The organism is Nocardioides plantarum (assembly GCF_006346395.1).
GTDB lineage: Bacteria > Actinomycetota > Actinomycetes > Propionibacteriales > Nocardioidaceae > Nocardioides > Nocardioides plantarum.
In genome coordinates, this window is sequence record NZ_VDMS01000001.1 from 324,867 (window position 1) to 347,205 (window position 22,339).

At 74.5% G+C, this 22,339-nt stretch carries 20 protein-coding genes; 8 read left to right on the top strand and 12 right to left on the bottom strand.

Translation table 11 applies throughout. The annotated features are described in order from the left end of the window. Window positions 1-396 precede the first annotated feature (396 nt). From FJQ56_RS22835 to FJQ56_RS01525, 4 genes are all read right to left on the bottom strand, one after another. Complete coding sequence (locus tag FJQ56_RS22835) at window positions 397-1,392, bottom strand: collagen-like domain-containing protein (RefSeq protein WP_140007437.1); 996 nt, start codon at window positions 1,390-1,392, stop codon at window positions 397-399. Window positions 1,393-1,555: 163 nt separating this feature from the next. Beyond that, window positions 1,556-2,824 (bottom strand): class I SAM-dependent methyltransferase, encoded by a 1,269-nt coding sequence (locus tag FJQ56_RS01515; RefSeq protein ID WP_140007438.1) that lies wholly within the window; start codon window positions 2,822-2,824, stop codon window positions 1,556-1,558. A gap of 412 nt (window positions 2,825-3,236) precedes the next feature. Continuing rightward, window positions 3,237-5,507, bottom strand: a complete 2,271-nt coding sequence (katG, locus tag FJQ56_RS01520; protein WP_140007439.1) for a catalase/peroxidase HPI — start codon at window positions 5,505-5,507, stop codon at window positions 3,237-3,239. Next, window positions 5,504-5,971 (bottom strand): Fur family transcriptional regulator, encoded by a 468-nt coding sequence (locus tag FJQ56_RS01525; RefSeq protein WP_246083938.1) that lies wholly within the window; start codon window positions 5,969-5,971, stop codon window positions 5,504-5,506. Before FJQ56_RS01525 ends, katG begins: the two co-directional genes overlap by 4 nt. 138 nt (window positions 5,972-6,109) lie before the next feature. Here FJQ56_RS01525 and FJQ56_RS01530 point away from each other — a divergent pair, with 138 nt between their 5' ends. Beyond that, window positions 6,110-7,219, top strand: a complete 1,110-nt coding sequence (locus tag FJQ56_RS01530) for a polyprenyl synthetase family protein (RefSeq protein ID WP_140007441.1) — start codon at window positions 6,110-6,112, stop codon at window positions 7,217-7,219. Here FJQ56_RS01530 and FJQ56_RS01535 read toward each other — a convergent pair. Next, a complete protein-coding gene (locus FJQ56_RS01535; RefSeq protein ID WP_140007442.1) occupies window positions 7,188-7,547 on the bottom strand; it encodes a lycopene cyclase domain-containing protein in 360 nt (119 codons plus the stop codon). The genes FJQ56_RS01530 and FJQ56_RS01535 overlap by 32 nt on opposite strands. Next, a complete protein-coding gene (locus tag FJQ56_RS01540) occupies window positions 7,544-7,921 on the bottom strand; it encodes a lycopene cyclase domain-containing protein (protein ID WP_140007443.1) in 378 nt (125 codons plus the stop codon). The genes FJQ56_RS01535 and FJQ56_RS01540 overlap by 4 nt, the downstream gene beginning before the upstream one ends. Before the next feature lie 57 nt (window positions 7,922-7,978). Between FJQ56_RS01540 and FJQ56_RS01545 the strand changes: the two genes are divergently transcribed. The 5 genes from FJQ56_RS01545 to FJQ56_RS01560 are packed head-to-tail and all read left to right on the top strand — an operon-like array spanning window position 7,979 to window position 12,933. Continuing rightward, window positions 7,979-8,827 (top strand): YhjD/YihY/BrkB family envelope integrity protein, encoded by an 849-nt coding sequence (locus FJQ56_RS01545; protein ID WP_140007444.1) that lies wholly within the window; start codon window positions 7,979-7,981, stop codon window positions 8,825-8,827. Next, a complete protein-coding gene (locus FJQ56_RS01550) occupies window positions 8,824-9,510 on the top strand; it encodes a monooxygenase (protein ID WP_140007445.1) in 687 nt (228 codons plus the stop codon). The genes FJQ56_RS01545 and FJQ56_RS01550 overlap by 4 nt, the downstream gene beginning before the upstream one ends. Then, window positions 9,507-10,322 (top strand): carotenoid biosynthesis protein, encoded by an 816-nt coding sequence (locus FJQ56_RS22340; protein WP_211350720.1) that lies wholly within the window; start codon window positions 9,507-9,509, stop codon window positions 10,320-10,322. The genes FJQ56_RS01550 and FJQ56_RS22340 overlap by 4 nt, the downstream gene beginning before the upstream one ends. After that, window positions 10,319-11,452: a glycosyltransferase family 2 protein gene (locus tag FJQ56_RS01555; protein ID WP_211350721.1), complete on the top strand. Its 1,134-nt coding sequence runs from the start codon at window positions 10,319-10,321 to the stop codon at window positions 11,450-11,452. The genes FJQ56_RS22340 and FJQ56_RS01555 overlap by 4 nt, the downstream gene beginning before the upstream one ends. Then, a complete protein-coding gene (locus FJQ56_RS01560; protein ID WP_140007447.1) occupies window positions 11,449-12,933 on the top strand; it encodes a phytoene desaturase family protein in 1,485 nt (494 codons plus the stop codon). The genes FJQ56_RS01555 and FJQ56_RS01560 overlap by 4 nt, the downstream gene beginning before the upstream one ends. On the opposite strand, the gene FJQ56_RS01565 is transcribed toward FJQ56_RS01560, so the two are convergent. From FJQ56_RS01565 to FJQ56_RS01585, 5 genes are all read right to left on the bottom strand, one after another. After that, window positions 12,840-13,637, bottom strand: coding sequence for a CDP-alcohol phosphatidyltransferase family protein (locus FJQ56_RS01565; RefSeq protein WP_140007448.1), 798 nt, complete (start codon window positions 13,635-13,637; stop codon window positions 12,840-12,842). The two genes, FJQ56_RS01560 and FJQ56_RS01565, sit on opposite strands and share 94 nt — an antisense overlap. 3 nt (window positions 13,638-13,640) lie before the next feature. Next, window positions 13,641-15,248, bottom strand: a complete 1,608-nt coding sequence (gene crtI, locus FJQ56_RS01570) for a phytoene desaturase family protein (RefSeq protein WP_140007449.1) — start codon at window positions 15,246-15,248, stop codon at window positions 13,641-13,643. After that, a complete protein-coding gene (locus FJQ56_RS01575; RefSeq protein ID WP_140007450.1) occupies window positions 15,245-16,177 on the bottom strand; it encodes a phytoene/squalene synthase family protein in 933 nt (310 codons plus the stop codon). The genes crtI and FJQ56_RS01575 overlap by 4 nt, the downstream gene beginning before the upstream one ends. Window positions 16,178-16,491: 314 nt before the next feature. Next, window positions 16,492-17,187 (bottom strand): class F sortase, encoded by a 696-nt coding sequence (locus FJQ56_RS01580; protein ID WP_140007451.1) that lies wholly within the window; start codon window positions 17,185-17,187, stop codon window positions 16,492-16,494. Beyond that, a complete protein-coding gene (locus FJQ56_RS01585) occupies window positions 17,184-18,386 on the bottom strand; it encodes an ice-binding family protein (protein WP_140007452.1) in 1,203 nt (400 codons plus the stop codon). Before FJQ56_RS01585 ends, FJQ56_RS01580 begins: the two co-directional genes overlap by 4 nt. A gap of 288 nt (window positions 18,387-18,674) precedes the next feature. Between FJQ56_RS01585 and FJQ56_RS01590 the strand changes: the two genes are divergently transcribed. Then, window positions 18,675-19,316: an SDR family oxidoreductase gene (locus tag FJQ56_RS01590; protein ID WP_140007453.1), complete on the top strand. Its 642-nt coding sequence runs from the start codon at window positions 18,675-18,677 to the stop codon at window positions 19,314-19,316. A 343-nt stretch (window positions 19,317-19,659) separates the two neighbouring features. After that, on the top strand, window positions 19,660-21,129 hold the full coding sequence (locus tag FJQ56_RS01595; RefSeq protein WP_140007454.1) for a carbohydrate-binding protein CenC: 1,470 nt from the start codon (window positions 19,660-19,662) through the stop codon (window positions 21,127-21,129). 12 nt (window positions 21,130-21,141) lie between these two features. Here FJQ56_RS01595 and FJQ56_RS01600 read toward each other — a convergent pair whose 3' ends face one another. Next, the gene (locus FJQ56_RS01600) at window positions 21,142-22,314 is read right to left on the bottom strand and encodes a ScyD/ScyE family protein (protein ID WP_140007455.1); all 1,173 of its coding nucleotides are present in this window, start codon (window positions 22,312-22,314) and stop codon (window positions 21,142-21,144) included. Window positions 22,315-22,339: the final 25 nt, after the last annotated feature.

The following is a 22,339-nucleotide window of genomic DNA, read 5'->3' on the forward strand; positions in this document are numbered from 1 at the left end:
ATCGAATTCGATAACGCCGCGTGCGAGAGAACTGGCCTCCGCGTTGAACGGCGGGAGTTCGGACCGGGCTGACCGACGGGTGCATCGATCCGTCCGCCGGAGCCGCGGATCGAGCTGGCCCCGAGGTCCCCCAGTCCTTCTACGAGCCGCGAACGCATGGCTCGGCGGCCCAAGGGACACGCGGGCCCGACCGAGGCCCTCAGGACTGGTCGTGCGTCGTATTCAGACGTAGACAGATGGGCCGAAGGTCGTCGGCCGGCGCGCACGTCCGGACGGCGCTGGCGACGAGAACCGACCTCTGTGCGTTCGGCTACGCCCGACGCGGTCGCACTCGTGCGCTGCCAGCAGCGAGCAGGTGTCCCACTCGATCAACCCGGCGCTCACCGGACGGAAGTGCTAGCGCCCGCGGGTCGTGGTCCGGTGGCCGGTCGTCGGGCGGCTACCCCGCGCCAGGGGCGCCGGGGTGGAGCCGCTCGACGCGGGTGCGTTGACGACCATGACGTAGCCGTTGACCCAGTCGGTGTTGTCCACCGGCAGCGACGCGACGTTGACGGCCTTGCCGCACGCGCCGATCGTGTAGCTGCCGACGGGAAGCCGCCCGGACGAGGTGACGCCGTACGAGACCCGCGTGGCGCTGAGGTCCCAGATCGAGTACTCGCTGCCCAGCAGCGGGAGGATCTGGCCGCCGCCCGTGGGCTGGTAGCAGAAGTCGATGGCGACCCGGGTCTCGTGCACGCCGTAGGTGGTGGTCTGCGACGTCCCGATCGGCAGCATGCCGGTGGCCGTGACCAGCTGGTCGAGGCTGCTGATGACGGTCGTGGTCTTCGGACCCATCCAGCTCCAGAAGTTGGTCAGCTCCGTCGCCGGGCTGATCGAGCCGGAGACCGTGTTGACGCGCACCACACCCTGCGCTCCTGACGCGCCCGTGTCGCCGGTCGCCCCCTGAGGACCTTGCGGCCCGATCGGGCCGGTCTCGCCGGTGTTCCCGGCGGGGCCCTGAGGACCGACGGGACCGACCGCGCCGTCGTCACCGACCGCGCCGCTCGGCCCGACCGGGCCGATGGCTCCGGTCTCCCCCGTGGCGCCGGTGGCTCCGGTCGCCCCGGTCGCCCCGACCTCGCCCTGCGGTCCGACCGGGCCGACCGGTCCGACGGCTCCCTTGGCCCCGGTCGCCCCCGTGGCGCCCTTGGCCCCGGTCGCTCCCTTGGGCAGCTGACCGGACTTGAAGTCGGCGGCGAGCAGTGAGCTGTTCTTGATGTCGGCGCTCGTGAGCGAGCTGTCCTTGATGTCGGCGCCGGTGAGCTGCTTGGCGGCCTCGGCGACGACGGGGTTCGTCACCACGAGGAAGGCCAGCACGACAGCGAGAGCGGGGACGGTGAGCTTGCGGTTCATGTGGGCCTCCCAGGCAACGTGCTCTGAGTATCACCGCCTGAGTCCTCCCCCACGGGGGAACGACGAATTCGCCTGTGCCGCGCTCGTTCGGCGAGCCGCTCGAGCAGCACCGTCCGGTCGGCCACCCACGACCGGCGGTCGTCACGCCACGTGCGCCCGTCCCTCAGGCGAGCAACGACGCCCTCAGGTCGAACGACGCGGTGCCGCCCTCGGCCAGGACGACGGACACCTCGACCTCGTCGGTGGCGGCCACGTCCTGGTGGGGTCCCGAGACGAACCGGGTGTCGGCCTCGCCCGGGCGCACCTTGACCGCGAGCTGGTCCCGCAGGTCTGCTGCGTCCCGGGGCGACCAGGTCCACCGGCACGTCTCGACGCCCTCGGCCCGGGCCGTCACGACGAGCTGGTCGACCCCGTGGCACTCCCCGAAGGAGAAGGCGAGCCGTAGCGACTCCAGGCCCTTGGCCGGGAACCTCACCCCACCGCTGGCGATGAACCGACAGGCCACCCGGGTGTCCCCCGCCTCCTCGACGGTCACCGAGTCCGCCGAACCCGGAGCAGGGACGATGTCGAAGGACACGACGTCGACGAAGTCGTAGGACGTCGACAGGGGGACCTCGACCCGGGTGGGCGGACGTCCGCCGGCCTCGCGGACCCGACGAGAGGGGCCAGGGTCGCGCGAGGCCACGACCAGGGTCCACACGTTGGACAACGGCTCGACGTGGTGGGTGTAGAGCCCGGCGCCCTCGAGCATGTCCTTGAGCCGCGCGACACCGAACACCGACACGTGGCCCCACACGTTCTCGAGGCGCCCGATGAGCGGGACCGAGAAGATCAGGTCGGCCCCGGCGGGAAGCGCCTCGGCCAGGGTGCGCAGGGCCAGCTCGGCGTCGGGGACGTGCTCGAGCACCTCGCAGCAGATGACCAGGTCGGCGCCGGTCGCGGCCACCTCGTCGCGGGTCAGCTCGTAGAGGTCGCCCATCTCCAGGGTGATCGGTGCGTCCGCCAGGCCGTTGGCCTCGAACAACCTGGTCGCGTCCGCGAGGTGGGAGTCGACGATGTCGATGCCGTGGTAGCTGGCGACGCCGACGCCCTTGACCAGGTGAGCGGCCAGGACGCCCTTGCCGAAGCCCACGTCGACGACCCGGTCGCCGGCGCGCGCGAAGTCCATCATCCGGCGGTAGCGCAACCGGTTGTTGACGCTCAGCCGGGACTCGCTCCAGGAGCCGCTGCCGGACTGCACGAGCTCGATCGCCGTGTCCTCGGCGTAGGCCCGCCACGCGTCGACCTCACGGCCGAACACCTTGCGGGCCGCCGCGACACTGAGCCGCTCGTAGGCGTCGACGAGCTGCCACCCCGCGCGTACGGCGGCCGCCTCGGACGGGTCGGACCCCTGCCGGTCGATCCGCGTGGGCACCACCCCGGGCTGGGGCACGACCCGGATCGTCCGGCCCGGGATGCCCCGGGGTCCGTACCCCACGGGAGTAGGACGTCCGCGCCACCGTCGCCTGAGCTCTGGACGCTTCCACCATCGGGTCACACGGGTTCCGTTCGCTGCTGGGAGGAGCTCGCGCCTGGGCGCCCCACTCCGTCGGGTCGTCGACTAGACGTCCTGGGGAGCCGATCGGTTGCCTCGTGCGGCGATGACTTCGCCGAACGTGGATGTCACCGGGCGGCACCCACGTCGTGCAGCGGACGAGGACTTCCCGGCTCTACGAGGTCGTGGTGGGCTCACCTGTCGGACCAGGGCGCTGCGGCCACACGTCCCAGCCCCGGACGCACTCGCGGCCACGACGTGGGGTCGTGGCCGCGAGTGCGTGCTGGCGCCCGGCAGGGCGCTCCTCAGGTCAGCCGAGGTCGAAGCGGTCGAGCTCCATGACCTTGACCCACGCGGCGACGAAGTCGCGCACGAAGCGGTCCTGGGCCCGCTCGCCGGCGTAGACCTCGGCGAGGGCGCGCAGCTGGGAGTTGGAGCCGAAGATCAGGTCGACGGCCGTGGCGGTCCAGCGCACCTCGTCGGTGGCCAGGTCGCGGATCTCGTAGACGTGCTCCTCGGCCTCCGCAGCCTTCCAGCGCGAGCCGGGCGACAGCAGGTGGGTGAAGAAGTCGTTGGTCAGCACGCCCGGCCGGTCGGTCAGGACGCCGTGCTGCGCGCCGCCGACGTTGTTGCCCAGGACGCGCAGACCACCGACGAGAGCGGTCGTCTCGGGCGCGGTGAGGTCGAGCATGTAGGCCCGGTCGAGCAGCAGCACCTCGGGCTGGGTCTTCTCCCCCGACCGCAGGTAGTTGCGGAAACCGTCGGCCCGCGGCTCGAGCACCCGGAACGAGTGGACGTCGGTCTGGTCCTGGGTGGCGTCGGTGCGGCCGGGCCGGAACGGTACGACGACGTCGGTGCCGGCATCGCGGGCCGCCTTCTCGACGGCGGCCGAGCCGGCCAGCACCACGAGGTCGGCGAACGAGATGGTGGCGTCGCCCGCTTCGTTGAACTCGCGCTGGATCCCCTCGAGGGTCTCCAGGACCCGGGCGAGCTGCTCGGGCTGGTTGGCCTCCCAGCTGCGCTGGGGCTCGAGGCGGATACGGGCGCCGTTGGCGCCGCCCCGCTTGTCGGTCGAGCGGAAGCTCGAGGCCGAGGCCCAGGCGGTGGAGACCAGCTCGGAGACCGAGAGCCCGGACTGCAGCACAGTCTGCTTCAGCGCGGCCACCTCGGCCTCGCCGACCAGCGCGTGGTCGACGTCGGGGACCGGGTCCTGCCACAGCTGCGGCTCGGCCACCCACGGACCGAGGAACCGGCTGACCGGGCCCATGTCGCGGTGGAGCAGCTTGTACCAGGCCTTGGCGAAGGCCAGGCGGAACTCCTCGGGGTTCTCCAGGAACCGGCGCGAGATCTTCTCGTAGTCGGGGTCGACCCGCAGGGCGAGGTCGCTGGTCAGCATCGTCGGCTTGCGCCTGGGCGAGTCGGTCGTGGGTCCGGGGATGATGTCGTCGGCATCCTTGGCCACCCACTGCTTGGCCCCGGCCGGGCTCTCGGAGAGCTCCCACTCGTAGCCGAAGAGGATCTCGAAGTAGCGGTTGCTCCACTCGGTCGGCCGGTCGGTCCAGGTGACCTCGAGGCCGCTGGTGATCGCGTCCTTGCCCTTGCCCGACTCGTGGGTGCTGATCCAGCCCAGGCCCTGCTGCTCGAGGGGGGCGCCCTCCGGCTCGGGACCGACCAGGTCGGGGTTGCCGGCTCCGTGGGTCTTGCCGAAGGTGTGGCCGCCGGCGATGAGCGCGACGGTCTCCTCGTCGTTCATCGCCATCCGGGCGAAGGTCTCGCGGATGTCGCGCGCGGAGGCCAGCGGGTCGGGGTTGCCGTTGGGGCCCTCGGGGTTGACGTAGATCAGACCCATCTGGACCGCGCCGAGCGACTCGTGCAGGGTGCGCTCGTCGGCGTAGCGCTCGTCGCCGAGCCAGGTGTCCTCGGGACCCCAGAAGATCTCCTCGGGCTCCCAGACGTCGACGCGCCCGAACCCGAACCCGAAGGTCTCGAAGCCCATGGACTCCAGAGCGACGTTGCCGGCCAGGACGATCAGGTCGGCCCACGAGATCTGCTGGCCGTACTTCTGCTTCACCGGCCACAGCAGCCGGCGGGCCTTGTCGAGGTTGGCGTTGTCGGGCCAGCTGTTGAGGGGCGCGAACCGCTGGCCACCGTCGCCGGCGCCGCCGCGTCCGTCGTAGATGCGGTAGGTGCCGGCGGAGTGCCAGCTCATCCGGATCATCAGGCCGCCGTAGTGACCGAAGTCGGCGGGCCACCAGTCCTGCGAGGTGGTCAGCACCTCGGTGATGTCGCGCTTGAGCGCCTCGACGTCGAGCCGGGCGAACTCCTGGTCGTAGCGGAAGTCGGCGCCCAGGGGGTTGCCCTTGGAGGAGTGGGCGTGCAGCACCGACAGGTCGAGCGAGTCGGGCCACCAGTCCTTGAGGGTGTGGGGCCGACCGCCGCTGACCGGGGTCGGGGCGTCGATGGCGGGGTTCTCGCTCTCGCTGCCCTGGGCGGTGGCGGAGCCGGGCGCGACCGGGCATCCGGCCTCGGCCTTGGCGTCGACGCCCTGCGGGCTCACCGGGTGGTCCTGGCTGTCGGTCATGGGGTTCCTTCCAAACGGGCGGATTCGGCACTGACGGTTGGAGCGGTGGCGGTCGCGCAGCGGGGGCACTGGCCCCAGAAGACGACCTCCGCCTCGTCGACCACGAAGCCGTGGTCGTCCGAGGCGGTGAGACAGGGTGCGTGACCCACGGCGCAGTCGACGTCGGCGATGGCCCCGCAGGTGCGGCACACGACGTGGTGGTGGTTGTCGCCGACGCGCAGCTCGTAGAGCGCGGATGCGCCCGCCGGCTGGATGCGGCGTACGACGCCGGCCTCGGTGAGCACCCGCAGCACGTCGTAGACGGCCTGGTGCGAGACGACCTGACCGGTCGCCCGGAGCCGACCGATGACCGCGTCGGTGTCGAGGTGGGGGTGGTCGTGGAGCACCGACAGCACGCCGAGGCGGGGACGGGTGACGCGCAGCGAGTGGGCCCGCAGGACGGGTCCGAAGTCGAGGGCAGCCACGTGCCCGACCATAGGCCCTTTTCTTGACTCGATCAAGAAATCATCCGCCTCCGCGATGTGTGAGTCACCCCCGCGGGCGAGGTCGGGCGACCGCCTCGGGTGAGCCCGGACCACCCCGTCGGCACCTACGGTCGGGAGATGCTCGACCTGCCCCCGGTCCTGGCCACCCCTCACGACCTCGATCCCGCGGGGTTGAGCGCCGTCGAGGACCTGGTCACCGCCGAGATCGAGCGCAACGGGCAGGCCCTCGCGGCCATCGATCCCTCCCTGCGCGACGTCAGCGACCGCCTGGTGACGCTGGTGCAGGGGGGCAAGCGGCTGCGGGCGGCGTTCTGCCTGTGGGGGGCCCGCGCCGCCGCCGGCCCGCGGGCCGAGGTGGCCGGCGCCACCGCCGCGGCGGCCGCCCTCGAGCTGTTCCACCTCGCGGCCCTGGTGCACGACGACGTGATGGACCGCAGCGAGCGGCGCCGCGGAGGGCCCACCGTCCACCACGCGTACGCCGACCGGCACGGCGCCGAGGGCTACGGCGGCGACGCCCGCACGTTCGGCGACGGGGTCGCGGTGCTCGTCGGCGACCTGTGCCTGACCTGGTCCGACGACCTCCTGGGCGCCGCCCAGGCCGAGGCCGGCCGCCTGCGACCCGCCCGCGCCCGACGGGCCCGGCAGGTGTGGGAGGAGATGCGGCTGCAGGTCATCGCGGGGCAGTACCTCGACCTGCTCGGTCAGGCCCGCCCCGACTCGGACAGCGCCGCCGCGCACCGGGTGCTCACCTACAAGAGCGCGAAGTACACCGTCGAGCACCCGCTCCTGCTGGGCGCTGCGCTCGGCGGCGCGGACGCCGAGCTCCTCGACCAGCTGAGCCGGTTCGGGCGCGGGGTCGGCGAGGCCTTCCAGCTCCGCGACGACGTCCTCGGCCTGTTCGGTGACCCCGACCTGACCGGCAAGTCCGTCTCGGACGACGTCCGCGAGGGCAAGCGCACCCTGCTGATCACCTCGGCCGAGGAGTCCGCGAGCCCCGACCAGCGCCGGGTGCTCGCCCGCCACCTCGGCGATCCCGACGGCGGCCCGGAGGGGCTTCGGGCCGTGCGCGAGGTCGTCACGGCGACCGGCGCGCTCGCCCTGGTCGAGGAGCGCATCGAGGAGCGGAGCACCCGGGCCCACGAGGTCCTGGGCGCGATGTCGATCGACGAGCAGACGCGCCGCACCCTCGGCGTCCTCAGCGACGCGTGCGCGTGGCGTGTCGCGTGAGGAACCGACGCGGCCCCGACGGCGACTCGCGCTGCACCCCGTGACGCCCCCACCACACCCACCACGCCATCGACTGGGTCACCAGGGCGAAGCCGAACAGGAAGTCCTCGACCGGCGCGGTACCGATGCGCCAGCCGATGATCGCGTCGGGGCCGTAGTCGAAGACCCCGCGCGACGTGAGCCACTGGTTGGTCACCAGCTGGAAGAACAGCACGATCGCGTACGCCGTCCAGAAGGCCCGGCGCAGCAGCAGCCGGGTGCGCAGCACCGCCAGGTCCAGGACGACCGTGACGGCGACCCCGAGCAGGACCGCCTCGGTGTGGGTCACGTGTCCGTCCCGTCCACCACGTCGTCGACGACGTCCGGCGCGCGGGCCTCGTCGCCGATCAGCCAGGTCGGCCGCACCGAGCGCACCGCCTCCAGCGTCATCACCGACGCCAGCGGCACCACCACGAAGAACAGCACCTCCTCCAGCGGCAGTCCGCCGGGGACCGTGATGCCCAGCGTCCGGGACAGGTCGAAGCGCCAGTGCCCGGCCTGCGTCGCGGCGACGTCCCACAGCACGAACGGCAGCCCCGCGCACAGCAGCACCAGCGCGAGCCGGCGCGCCCGGGCGTACACGCGCACCCGCAGCAGCACCTCGAGCGGCAGCGTCGCCACGATCACGAAGGCCAGCATGGCGACGTACGTGAGCTCCCGCATCGCCCCATCCAACCCTGCGCACGACCTCAGCGGCACCGCCCGTCGGAGCGTGCTGTCGTGACGGCGCGGGTCGTCGACGAGGCACGCGCGCTGCTCGGCGCGACGGGCAGCACGCTCTCCGGACGCGACCTGTCCTCGGCCGCGGCCACCACGACCTACTTCTCCGCGATCGCCGTGGTGCCCTGGCTGCTGCTGGCGACGTGGACCACGAGCTGGTTCGACGGCGCGGACGCCGCCGGGCGCCGACTGCTCGACCTGCGGGTGCTCGTCCCTCCCCAGATGGGCGCGCGCCCGGCGTACGACGCCCTGGTCGACGCCGGTGCGCACCTCGGTCCGCTGGGGGCCGCGATCGCGCTGCTCCCGGCGTCGTTCTACGGCGAGGGCCTGCGCCGTGGCGCCCTCGCGCTCGACCCGCGTCCCGAGCGGTTCACCGGCTGGCGGGCCCGGGCGTCGCTGATGCCGCTCGTCGTCGCCCTGCCGGCCCTGGCCTGGGCGCTCGTCGCGACGTCCGACCTGCTCGTGCCGCTGGCCCCCGAGGGCGGCGGCGACGGGGCGGGCGACCGGCTGCTGCGCATCGTGCTCGGCTTCACCGCGGCCTGGCTGGTGCTGTCGGTGGTGCTGGCGTGGGTCTACGCCGTCGTCATGCCGGGCCGGCCGCGCGCCTGGGTCGCGGTCGCGGGTGGCCTGGCGACCGGGTCGTTCGTGGCCGGCTTCCTGCACGGGTTCCAGCTGTTCCTGGCCATCCCGGTCGACGTGGGCACCCCCTTCGGCGGCCTGGGCCTGGCGGGGGGCGTCGTGGCGGTCGGGCTGTGGCTCTTCGTGCTGCACACGGTCGTGCTGGTCGGGTGGGCCGCCACCGGCGCCCTGGAGCAGCGAGCCGCCCGCCTCCCGGCGGTGGGCGCGTGAGCACCGTGGTGGACCTGCGGGTCTGGGACGTCGACCGCGTCGCGCCGGCGGTCCTGCGGATGGCGACCGGGCGGCGCCACCTCGCCGGGCGCCCCGGGCTCCGGTTCGCCAAGCTCCTCGGCACCGGTGCCGGGCGCACCTTCACCCCGCGCGACGCCGATCCCCACCGCTGGGCCCTGCTCACCGTCTGGGACGACGAGGCGTCGGCCGACGCCGGCCCCGACCCGCGGCTCACCGACCCCTGGGACGAGGCGGCGTCCGAGCGGCTGTCGGTGCGGATGACCCCACTGTCCTCCCGCGGGCGCTGGTCGGGCGCCGAGCCGTTCGGCGCGAGCACCGACGAGCCGCCTGACCACGCCGGTCCCGTGGCCGTGATCACCCGCGCCCGCCTGCGCACGTCGCGCGCCGCGTCGTTCTGGCGCGCCGTGCCACCGGTCGTCGGCGACCTCGCGCAGGCCCCCGGCCTGCGGCTCGCCCTGGGCGTCGGCGAGGCGCCCGTGCTGCTGCAGGGCACGTTCTCGATCTGGGAGTCCCGCCGGCACCTGGTCGACTTCGCCTACCGCACCGCCGCCCACCGTGAGGCCGTCGCGCGCACCGAGCCCGCCCGGTGGTACGCCGAGGAGCTCTTCGCGCGCTTCGCCGTACGCGACGTGAGCGGCACCTACCGCGGACGCCGCCCGTGAGCGCCACACGGTCGCTGCCCGTCGACCGCACCCCGACGACCCGCACGACGCCGCTCCCGCTCGCGCACGGGCTCGTCGTCGCCCTCGCGGTCGCCGCGGTGCTCGTCCAGATGGTCTTCCCGTTCACCGACGGCGGCACCCTGGCCCTCACCGTCGCCAGCGTGCTGCTGCTCGCCAGCGCCGCGGTGGGCCATGCCCTGGTGTCCCACGGTCCATGGGCCGCCCTCACGCTGGTCGTCGTGGCCGGCGGCGGCGGGCTCCTGGCCGAGGTCGTCGGCGTCCACACCGGCTACCCGTTCGGCGACTACGCCTACTCCGGCACCCTCGGCCCGCAGGTCGCCGGCGTACCCGCCGTGGTGCCGCTGGCCTGGGTGATGATGGCCTGGCCGGCCCTGCACGTCGGCCGCCTGCTGGGCGGCGGCCGCCCGGTGCGCACCGCCCTGGTCGCCGCGTGGGCGCTGACGTCGTGGGACGTGTTCCTCGATCCGCAGATGGTCGACGCCGGCCACTGGACCTGGGCCGACCCGCACCCGGCGCTGCCGGGGGTCGAGGGCATCCCGCTGACCAACTTCGCCGGCTGGTTCGTGGTCTCGCTGGTCCTCTGCGCCCTGCTCGACCGGCTCGTACGACGTCACGACCACCCGGCACCGCAGCTGCCCCTGCTGGTCTACCTGTGGACGTTCTTCAGCTCCGTGCTCGCCCACGCCTTCTTCTTCGGCCGGCCGTCGGTGGCGCTGGTCGGTGCGCTGGTGATGGGCCCGGTGGCGGTGCCGGTCGCGGTGCGGCTGGCCCGTCGGGTGCGTCACCGGTGAGGACCGTCGGCGGGGCCGTGGTGGCGACCGGCACGGGCCTGGCCCTGGCGTCGCTCGGCCTGACCCTCGACAACCTGCGCCGGGTCCGCGACGCCGACCCCGTGGCGGTGCCGGAGCCCGAGAGCATCGCGGTGCTGGTCCCGGTGCGCGACGAGGTGGACACCGTCGAGTCGTGCCTGCGGCACGTGCGCGCGGCCGCGGCCCGCTGGCCGGGACCGGTGCAGGTCGTCGTCCTCGACGACGGTTCGACCGACGGCACGACGCAGGTCCTCGCCCGGCTCGCGGACGACCTCGTCACGGTCCTGCCCGGTCGCCCGACTCCCCCGGGCTGGCTGGGCAAGCCCTGGGCCTGCCAGCAGCTGGCCCGCCACGCGACCGGGTCGGGCGCCCGTGCGTTGGTCTTCGTCGACGCCGACGTCACCCTGCTCCCGCGAGCGCTCACCGCCACGGTCGCCCTGCTGCGCGAGACAGGGCTCGACCTGGTCTGCCCCTACCCGCGGCAGGAGGCCGGCGGTGCCGCCGAGCGGCTCGTGCAACCCCTGCTGCAGTGGTCGTGGATGAGCACGCTCCCGCTCGGGCTGGCCGAGACGTCCCCGCGCCCCTCGCTGGCGGCCGCCAACGGGCAGCTCCTGGCCGTCGACACGGCGACCTACTGGCGGGCCGGCGGGCACGCGGCGGTGCGGGGCGAGGTGCTCGAGGACATCGCCCTCCTGCGCGCCGTCAAGGCCGCCGGTGGTCACGGCACGGTCGCCGAGGGCAGTCGCGTCGCCTCGTGCCGGATGTACGACGGGTGGGCGGCCCTGCGACCGGGCTACACCAAGTCGCTGTGGGCGGCCTTCGGGTCGCCGGCCGGGGCCGTCGGCGTCGGCACCCTGCTGACCGTCGCCCACGTCGTACCCGCGGCCGCCGCCCTGCGCGGCTCACGCGTCGGGCTGCTCGGCTACCTCGCCTCGGTCGTCTCGCGTGCGCTCGTCGCCGGACGCACCGGCGGCCGCGTCGGCGACGCCTGGCTGCACCCCGTCTCGGTGCTGACGCTCCTCGGCCTCACGGCCGACTCGTTCCGGCTGCGACGCCGGGGCGCCCTGCGCTGGAAGGGTCGTGCGGTCGACGTCTCGAGGTCCGCGCGGTGAGCCGGGTCGTCGTGATCGGCGCCGGGATCGGCGGACTGGCCGCGGCGGCGCGCCTGGCCGCCACGGGTCACCGGGTCACCCTCGTCGAGCAGGCCGCCGACGTCGGGGGCAAGCTCGGGACGTGGCGCCACGACGGCTTCGTGTTCGACACCGGGCCGTCGTTGCTGACGATGCCCCACGTGCTCGAGGAGCTGTACGACGCCACCGGCGCGGCCCTCGCCGACACGCTGCCCCTCGAGCGCCTCGAGACCGCCTGCCACTACCGGTTCGCCGACGGCACCCGCCTCGACCTGCCCGGCGACGCCGCACGGATACCGGCCGCGCTCGACGACGCCCTCGGCCCCGGCCGGGGGGAGCAGTGGACGGCGCTCATGGACCGGGCCGCCCGCATCTGGGACGTCACCCGCGAGCCGTTCCTGGAGTCGCCGATCACCCCGCGCGACATGCTCCGGCTGTCGCGGAACGTCGGCGACATCGCCACCGTCGCCCCGTGGCGCACGCTGCGGGGCCTGGCTTCCGACTACCTCGAGGACCCTCGGCTGCGTGCCCTGCTCGACCGCTACGCGACCTACACCGGGTCCGACCCGCGCCGGGCGCCGGCCGCGCTGGCGACCGTGCCCTACGCCGAGCAGGCCTTCGGGTCCTGGTACGTGCCGGGCGGACTGGGCCGGCTCGGCGAGTCGCTCCTGGAGCGGGTCCGCGCCCTGGGTGCCGACGTGCTCCTGGGCACCGAGGTCGTCGAGATCACCACGGCGGGCGGGCGTGCCAGCGGCGTACGGCTGGGCGACGGCACCGTCCTTCCTGCCGACGTGGTCGTGGCCAACGCCGACGCCGCGACGGTCTACGGCCGGCTCCTCGACGGTCCGCTCGCCCGGCGCGCGGCTCGTCGCGTCGCCCGCGCCACGCCCTCGCTCTCGGGCCTGGCCCTGTTGCTCGAGCTCGACGACCCGCCCGAGGTGGCGCACCACCAGGTCCTGTTCGCCGAGGACTACGACGCCGAGTTCGACGCGGTGTTCGGGCGGCGCGGACGCGCCCGCCCGGTCGCTCGTCCGACCGTCTACGTCAGCGCACCGCGCGACCCCGCGGTGGTCCCCGGGCCCGGCACGGGCGCCTGGTTCGTGCTGGTCAACGCACCGCGGCACGACCCGGCCCACGGCACCGACTGGGACCGACCGGGCCTGGTCGAGCAGCAGGCCGACCGCGTGCTCGACCTGATGGCCGAGCGCGGGCTCGACGTGCGCGACCGGGTGCGGCACCGCGCCACCGTGTCCCCCGCCGACCTCGAGCGTCGTACGTCGACGCCGGGCGGCTCGATCTACGGGACGTCGTCCAACGGGGCGCGCGCCGCGTTCCAGCGGCCCGCCAACCGGTCACCGCTTCCCGGGCTCTACCTCGTCGGTGGCTCCTCGCACCCCGGCGGCGGGCTGCCGCTGGTCGTGCTGTCGGCGCGGATCGTGGCTGGTCTCGTCGGGCCGGCCTGACCCACCACCGGAGCTGCCAGCGACCGGCGTACGACGACCGTGAGGTGAGCGATCGCGACGACCGCGAGCACGGCGCCGATCGCGGTGGCCGTCGTCGCGAGCACGTCGCCGTCGACGCCGGGCAGGACGTCGATCCCGACCCGACGCGCGACCCACTCCAGGCCGACCAGGCCGGTGCCGAAGGCCGCCACGATGATGCGGGAGGGTCGCTCCCACACGGTCACCACGCCCGGACCGACCAGCCCCGCGGCCTGGGCGCTCGCGCGCACCGACTCGTGCAGCAGGGTCACCACGACCACGGCGGCGCCGAGCCACAGCGGCGCACCCAGCACCACCAGCGAGCCGAGGACGAGCACGTCACCGACGCGGTCGGCGAGCGCGTCGAGCACGCGGCCCCACGCCGAGGCGGTCCCGGTCTGGGCGGCGACCGCCCCGTCGACCCCGTCGAGCACCGCACCGAGCACGACCACCAGCGTGGCCACCAGCGGCCACGCCGCACCCAGCGACGCGAGCAGCGGGGCGAGGGCGATGACCACGACCCCGGCGACCGTCACCGCTCCCGGCGCCACGCCGCGGCGGGCCAGCGGCCGGGCACACGCATGAGAGAGGCGGACCCATCCCGACACCCAGAACGAGCCGCGCGGGTCCAGGTCGCCGTGCAGCCGCGACCAGTGGGCGTAGGCCTCCTCGCGGGCGTGGTCCACGGCTCAGACCCGGGTGGACGGGGCGGCGACCGGCTCGGTCGACGGGCCCACCGACCGATCCCCGCGCAGCCGCTTGAGCACCAGCTCGGCGGAGATCAGGCACATCGGCAGACCGATGCCGGGCACCGTGCCGTAGCCGGCGTAGTAGAGACCCTCGACCTTGCGCGAGGCGTTGCCGGCCCGGAAGAACGCGCTCTGCTTGAGCACGTGGGCCGGACCCAGCGCCCCGCCGCTCCACGAGTTGAGGTCGGCCTCGAAGTCACCGGGCCCGACCGTGCGGCGTACGACGACGCGCTCGGCCAGGTCGGGCACGCCGGCCCACGCGGCGACCATCGCGATGGCGCGGTCGGCCACCTCCTCGACGACCGGGTCGCCGGCGCCGCCCACGCCGCCGCGACCGATCGTCGGGTCGGGCGGCACGGGCACCAGCACGAAGAGGTTGTCGTCGCCGGCCGGCGCCACCGAGGGGTCGGTGGCCGAGGGCCGGCACACGTAGATCGAGGCCGGGTCGGGCACCCGGGTCGGGGTGGCGAAGATGGCGTCGAAGTTGGTGCGCCAGTCGGCGGTGAAGAACAGCGAGTGGTGCGCCAGCTGCGGCACCTCGCCCCGGATCCCGAGGTTGACCAGCACCGCGCCGGGTCCGGAGACCGCCCTGTCCCACCAGGTCTCGGGATAGGTCTGCAGGTCGGCCGGCAGCAGCCGGGTCTCGACGTGGTGCAGGTCGGCCGCACCGACCACCACGTCGGCGTCCACCGTGTGCAGGCCGTCGGCGTCGCGGTAGGTGACGCCCGTGACCCGCGCCGGCCGGTGGCGGCGCAGCGCGACCCGGCCACCCGCGCGCGGCGCCGTCTCGGTCTCGATCGCGGTGACCGTGCAGCCGGTGCCGACCACGGCTCCGGCGTCACGGGCCAGGCCGGCCATGGCGTCGACCAGCACCCGGAACCCGCCCAGCGGGTAGCGGACGCCGTCGGCCAGGTCGAGGTGGCTCATCAGGTGGTACATCGCGGGGGCCCGGTCGGGCGAGGACCCGAGGAAGACGGCCGGGTAGCCGAGCACCTGGCGCAGCCGCCGGTCGCGGAACCGCGAGGCGACGAAGGACTCGAGCGACCGCGACAGCAGCCCCGCCAGCCGCGGACCGTTGCGCAGCACCCGGCGACCGACGTACGCCGCGGCGGAGTCGAAGCTGGTGTAGAGGAACTGCTGCGTCGCCAGGTCGTAGACCTCGCGCGCCGAGGTCAGGTAGTCACCCAGCGCCGCACCGGCCCCGGGCTCGATGGCCTCGAACGCCGCCCGGTTGCCGGCCTCGTCGGCGACGACGTCGAGGGTCGCCAGACCCTCGCTCCAGACCCGGTAGCCCGGGTCGAGGGTCACCAGCTCGAGCTGCTCGGCGGTCGTGGTGCCCATCATCGCGAAGAAGTGGTCGAAGACCTCGGGCATCAGCCACCACGACGGGCCGGTGTCGAAGCGGAAGCCGTCGCGCTCCCACAGCCCGGCCCGGCCGCCCAGGTCGGCGCCCTGCTCGAGCAGGTGCACCTCGTGCCCGTCGCGCGCCAGCAGTCCCGCCGTGGCCAGCCCGGAGACGCCGCCGCCGATGACGACGACACGGCTCATCCGGCGAACCGCCGGACCCGGACCGTGGCGCCGCGCGGTCGCCCGCGGCGTACGACGGCCCCGCCGAGCACCCGCAGCTTGCCGGCCGTCGGCACCCGCACCCGCCGTGAGGTCAGCTCGGCGGCCGGGGTCGCCCGCAGCCGCTCGGACAGCCGGGCGAACAGGTCGTGGGCGGCGCACACCGCGAGCCGGCTCCCCCGCGGCAGCAGCGGCACCACGCCGGCGGCCGCGTGCAGGTCGGCGTCGATGTCGTCGAGCAGCCGGTCGCGCTCGGCGTCGGTGAGCCGCTGGGGGTCGATCCCGGGGAAGTAGCGCCGGCCGAGCAGGTCGGCGTCCTCGCCGAGGTCGCGCAGGAAGTTGACCTTCTGGAAGGCGGCCCCGAGCCGCTGCGCGCCGGGGGCGCACCGCGCATAGGTCCGCTCGCGATCGGGGTCGTCGGCCAGGAAGGCCCGCAGGCACATCAGCCCGACCACCTCGGCCGAGCCGTGGACGTAGGCCGCGAAGCTGGCGTCGTCGTGGGCACGTCGGTCGAGGTCGGTGCGCATGGAGGCGAAGAAGGGGCGCACGAGGTCGGCGCGGAGGTCGCAGGCCCGGGCGGTGCGGGCGAACGCGTGCACGACCAGGTTGCTGCTGTGGCCCGACTCGAGCGCGGCCAGGGTCTCCAGCTCGAGCTCGTCGAGGACGGCGGACTGGGCTCCGCGGGCCGCCCCGGGCCGGGGCGCATCGACGATCTCGTCGGCGACCCGCACCAGGGCGTAGACGTTGCGCACGTGGGTGCGGACGGGCTCGGCCAGCAGCCGTGAGGCCAGTCCGAAGGAGGACGAGTAGGCCCCGATCACCACCGCCGCGCTCGCGCTGGCCACGGCGTCGTAGCTCTCGTGCGCGGCCGGTCGCGTCCCGCGGGTCGCCCGGTCCAGTAGTCCACTCATCGTCGTCCTCCCGACCCCAGTCTCGGGGCTCGGGGCTCGTGACGGTCCACCCCTTCGACGCGCCGTCCGGCGCTCGTGCCGTCGGTGGCGCCCGCCTTCCCCGGGACCACGGCGTACGGGGTCCCGGGGAACGACGAACCCGGCCTGCGGGTGCGGAGTGTCCTGCGTGGTCACCCGACCTGGGCGGAGCCGGCCCGACGGTCCTCGGTGCCCGTCTCCGGGTCCCGAGGCCGCACGGTCGAGCGTGGCGCAGGGCGAGGCGGACGGCCAGGGCCCTTCGACCCTGGTGACGGGCGGCGCCGCGACGGGAGGCGTCAGGCCGGCACGCGACGGGTGTAGACCACGACGTTGGACTGGTAGCCGCCGCGGGCGGCGTCGTACTCGCCGCCGCAGGTGACCAGGTTGAGCGCCGCCCGGTCGTCCTCACCGGCGTAGACCCGGTCGGCCGGGAAGTCCTGGTTGGGGTACGACGCCACCTGGCGCACCTCGAAGACCTCGGTGCGGCCACCCTGGAGGTCGACCTCGACCCGGTCGCCGGGGCGCAGCTCGGCGAGCCGCGCGAAGACCGCGGGCCCGTCCACGGAGTCGACGTGGCCGAGCAGCACCGACGAGCCGACCGAGCCCGGGGTGGGCCCCAGGGAGAACCAGCCGACCTGCTCGGGCCGGTCGGGCACCTCCACGGTGCCGTCGTCCTGCAGACCCAGGCCGACGATCGAGGACGACACCCCGATGCGGTCGATCCGGACCCGCCGCGGGAGCGCGGGTGCCGCGGCGACCGCGGTCGGCGGCCGCGCGGTGTCCCCCACGTCCGCCACGCCTGCCACGTCCTGCGCGGTGGTGACGGCCGCCCGCGGGGGCCGTGGGACGGCGAGGTCGCCGACCGAGCCGCTGCCGACGCCCTGGACCAGCAGCACCAGGCCGACCGCCACGAGCGCGACCACCCCGATCAGACGCGCCAGCGGCAGCCGGGCGCGGTGCCGGGGTCGTGCACCGGTCGAGGGAAGGTTCACACCGACCGCGTCGAGCGCGTCGGCCGCGTGCGCGGCGTACGCCGTCCGCTGCCGACGGCGATGGCACCGACCGCGCACAGCACGGCACCGACGAGCAGGCCGATGCGCAGCGGCTCGGCGCCACTCGGAGCGACGCTGGGAGCGGCGCCGGTGTCGGGGCGTCCGAGGGGGACGACCGGGCCGGATCCGCTGTCCGAGCCGCCGGACCCGCCGGACCCGCCGGACCCGGTGGTGGAGCCGTCGCCCGGGGTGTCCGTGCCGCCACCGGTGCCGCCACCGGTGCCGCCACCGGTGCTGGAGCCGTCGCTCGGGGTGTCGTCACCACCCGTGGTGGGACCGGAGCTGGGCGACACACCCACAGCGCTGGGGACGGTGCTGGGGGCCGAGCTCGGCACGACCGGCGCGCACCCGGGCCGGGTGATCACGTTGTTGTCGAGGGTGACCGACCCGTTGCGGGCCAGGACACGTCCTTCGACCGTGGCGCCGTTGCGGATCGTGGCGCTGGTCAGGGCCATGATCGTGCCGACGAACCGGGTCGAGGTCCCGAGGGTCGCCGAGCTGCCGACCTGCCAGAAGACCCGGCAGGCGCGGGCGCCGCCGACCAGCGCGACGCGGCTGCTCGAGGCGGAGATGAGGGTGGAGCCGGCCTGGAAGACGAAGACCGCGTCGGGGTCGCCCTGGGCGTCGAGGGTCACGGTGCCGGTGAGGGACATCGCGCTGGAGGCGCGGTAGACGCCGGGCAGCAGCCGCTGGCCGCCCAGGTTCTTGCCGGTCTGGTCGGCGGCGGGGCCGCGGCCCGCGGCGTCGTCGTACGCCGTCACGAGGTCCTGCTTGGCCTGCAGCGCCTCGGCGTCCCCCAGGTGCTGCGCACCGCCGACCTGGCCCGGCGGGAAGCCGGTGACCGCGGTGCCTGGCGCGACGCCCAGGTCACCGGCCAGGACCGACGGCCCGGTGTTGGTGACCCGCTGGCCGGCGAGCACAGAGTACGAGGACGCGGTCCCCAGGCCGACCGGGGCGGTGACCGCCGCGGTGGCGTCGGGCGCCGTGACGACGAAGGCGAGCCCGGCCGTGCCGGCCGCGCCCAGCAGGAGCAGCGTCTTCAGCCGGGCGGAGACCCGAGCGGCGAGTGTCGAGCGCGCGGACCTCGAGGTCGGGTCAGGCGTCGAGTCAGGGGTCGCCGCGGGGGGATGGGATGTCATGAGGGGGGCTCCAACGGGGTCGGAGCGCGGTTCGCAGGACCGACCACCAACCGCAACTGAGTACGTCTGAGACCCCACGGCATCGCGCCGTAGTCGCAGTAGACAACGACAGGCGCGGCGCGAGCACACCCCTAATGGTCAACTTCAGGCATACCGGCGGTACGGCCCGGGCCCCCGACGAGCTTGTCGGATGGCTCACGTCGCCGATCGGAACACTCCTGCGGACGCGAGCGCTCTACCCCGTACGACGTCCCCGCATCCCATCCGCCCAGCACCCCAGGAGTCACCATGTCCCACGTCCTCGTCATCGGCGCCCACGGCAAGGTCGCCCTGCTCGCCCAGGAGCTGCTCGTCCGCGACGGCCACGCGGTCACCGGGCTCGTGCGCAAGGCCGAGCAGGCCGACGACGTGCGCGCCACCGGCGCCGAGGTCGTCCTCGCCGACATCCAGACCATCGGCGACGACGAGCTGGCCGCTCTGCTGGGCGAGCACGACGTGGTCGTGTGGTCCGCCGGGGCCGGCGGCGGCAGCACCGAGCGCACCTACGCGATCGACCGCGACGCCGCGATCCGGACCGTCGACGCCGCGCAGGCCGCCGGCGACACCCACGTCGTGCTGGTGTCCTACTTCGGCGCCGGGCCGGACCACGGGGTCAGCCCCGACAGCGACTTCTTCGCCTACGCCGACGCCAAGAGCGCCGCCGACGCCCACCTCCAGGCGTCCTCGACGGCGTGGACGCTGCTGCGTCCCAGCGCGCTGACCGACGGGCCGGCGACCGGGGTCAGCACCTCCGACGACGAGGCCGCCGAGGTCTCACGCGCCACCGTCGCGGCGGTCATCGCCACCGTGGTGTCCGCTCCCGCGGCTGCCGCCGGTCGGGTGATCACCTTCAACGCCGGCGACGACGACGTCACCACCGTCGTCGACTGAGCGGCCCCGACGAGTCCCGACGAGTCCACCGGGCCGGACCGGCCCACCAACCGGGCCCGGCAGGCACCGACGTTTGGAGTCGACGGCGTGGGCGCGGACCGGCTGCCCGAACACTCGGGAGCAGCTCACGGCTGGTGGGCGGTTGCCGGGCGGGGGACAGCTCCCGACCCCTCGATCATCCCCTCCCGCAGGGGGCCGGGCATCCCCGACCGTGGGGATATCGCCCGACTGCCCGTCCGGCCACATACCCACGATGGGGTACGCCGCTCGGCTCGCGACGCGCTCTCGCCCCTAGCGTCCCTCGGGCGCGGCCGCTCGGGCCGTTCCACAACAGAGGCGACGCATGCACCCCACCACCACACTCGTCAGGACCACGGTCGCGGCAGCCATCCTGTCCCTGGTCGCCGGACTGGCCCTGGTCGTCCCGCTGTCCCGGGAGTCCCAGGCAGCCGTCCGACCAGGACTGGTCAACGGTCGCGTCGAGGCCGGCACGACCGGCTACCGGGTCTCCTCGTTCGGCGACGTGTCGCTGAACCCGTCGCGCGTGGCCCACTCCGGGGCCCGGGCGCTGCGGGTCCACAGCGCGCAGCCGGCTCGAGCCCGGCTGCACACCACCAGCACGCGGGCGGTCGTCGCGAAGGGGACCACGGCCAAGGCCCGGATCTGGGTGCGCACCGCCCACACCGGCCAGCGGGTCACGCTCTCGCTGCGGGAGACCGCGGCCGACGGGAGCATCCAGACCCGCAGCGCGTCGGTGACCCTGCGCCGCGGGGCCTGGCGGGCCGTGCGGACCGGCCTGGTCACCCGGGGCAGCCGGTCCACCCTCAGCGTGACCGCCCTGCTCCCCCAGACGTGGCACAGGCTCGACGTCCTCGTCGACGACCTGGCGCTGTCCACGGCGCGGCCCGGGAGCTCGGGCGCTCCGTCGGACCCGAGCGTCGCCGGCCGGCTGAGCAACGGCTGCACCTACGACCGGCGGGGGCTTCCCTCTTGCGGGGCCTATCTCGGCGCGACGTACAAGTCCAACACCGACCCGGCGCCGCTCGAGTCGCAGGTCGGCCGCCGCCTCGGCGTGCGTCGCACCTTCTGGACCGCCACGGGCGTCCAGAAGGCCGTGGCCACGGCCCGGTACGACGTCAGCCACGGCCGGCTGCCGTGGATCAGCTTCAAGCTGCCCCACTCGTGGGAGGCGATGACCGCGGGCCAGGGCGACGCCTGGGCCCGCGACCTCGCGCGCCGGCTCGCCACCGTCCCCGGACCGGTGTGGGTCGCGTTCCACCACGAGCCCGAGGGCGACGGCGACATCACCGCGTGGCGCACGATGCAGGAACGGCTCGCGCCGATCGTGCGCCGGGCCGCACCCAACGTCGCCTACACCGTCGTGCTCACCGGCTGGAACCAGTTCTTCGGCGAGACCAAGTACGACCTGGCCCACGTCTGGCCCCGCGGCGTCACGATCGACGTCGCCGGGTTCGACCTCTACAACGAGTACGGCGTTGTGAAGAACGGCAAGACCATCACCGCGTGGCCCGACTTCGACCGCGACTACTACCGGCCGATCCAGGCCTGGGCCGCCAAGCACGGCGTGGCCTGGGGCGTCGCCGAGACCGGGTACACCAACCGGGGGCACGCCTACCGACCCACCTGGATCGAGCGGAGCTACGACCAGCTCGTGGCGCGCGACGGTGTGGCCTACGCCTACTTCGACACCACGCTCAACCAGGGTGGCGGGTCGTGGGCGCTGAGCTCGGCCTCGAAGCGGGCGGCGTTCGCGGAGCCGCTGCGCGGCTCCGCGACGCTCCCCCGGCCCTGACCCGGCTCTCGACTACCCGACGCGCAGCAGCGCCCCGGGGCCGAACAGGGGTCCGGTCACGTAGACGTCGCGACCGACCACGTCCACCCCGCCGGGCGTGAGCAACCGGTCGGTCGCCAGCTCGTGCAGCCGCGTGCCGTGGCGGTGCTTGCCGATCAGGTAGAGGCCGCCGATCTCGGAGCCGGGGAGCCCGAGCTCGGTGGCGAACCAGCTCTGCTTCGACAGCTCCAGGGCGTAGACGCCCCGGCTCCCCGCAGCCAGGTCGACGACCGAGGTGAGGCCGTCGGCGTACCGGGTGCACCGGCCGGTCCACGGGGCCTCGGGGTCGCAGGTCGCCCCGACGGTCCCGGGCTTGATCCGCCACACCTGCGAGGTGCCCGGGGTCGCCGGGAAGCCGCGCAGCTCACCGACGTACCACGCCCCGTCCGGGCCCACGGTCACCGACGTGGCCACGGCCTCCGACGGGATGGGGGTGCCTGCGGGGGGCAGCGGCCCGCCTGCCTCCGGCGGCAGCTCGGGCAGGCCCTCCGGCACCTCGACGACCCGCGGCAGCAGCCTGGCGACCGTCGTGATGTCGCCGTGCTTGTCGACGCGGAGCAGGTCGTTGCCGGCCGCGTCGGCCACGAGCACGCTGCCGTCCGCGAGGGCGGCGAGCCCGAACGGGTTGCTGTCGGCGGGCAGGTCCTCGAGGTCGGCCGGGTCGGGGTCGCCGACCTGGTAGGCGCCGATGTCGGCGAACGGTCGCGGCGCGTCCCATCCCGGCCGCCACCGGTAGAGCGTGGCGCCGGCGGCGGGCTCGGGCTCGACCTCGTCGGCGGTCAGCACGCTCGCCGCGCGTGCATCCTCCGGTGGGCCGCTGCTCGCTCCTGTGAGCAGGAAGACCGTGCCGTGGCGCCCCAGGGCGACGGCCGGCGGGAAGTCGGTCGCCAGCGCGCCGAGCCCGATCACCTTCGCGGGGCCGTGCCGGCGCTCGACGACCATGCTGAAGGATCCGTCGGACTCGGTCACCAGGGTCCGGCCGTGACCCAGGGCGTCGACCCCGCGGGGCCCGTCCAACGCGGTGACGACCCGGGGCTCGTCGTACGACGGGCCGTGGTGTCCGCCGGCCGCCGCCGGGGAGAGCCCCGGAATCACGAGCGCCGAGACGGCGCCGGCGGTGACGAGTGCTGCTGTGGTCCTGTTCATGCGTGCTGCCTTCCGAGGTGGGGGG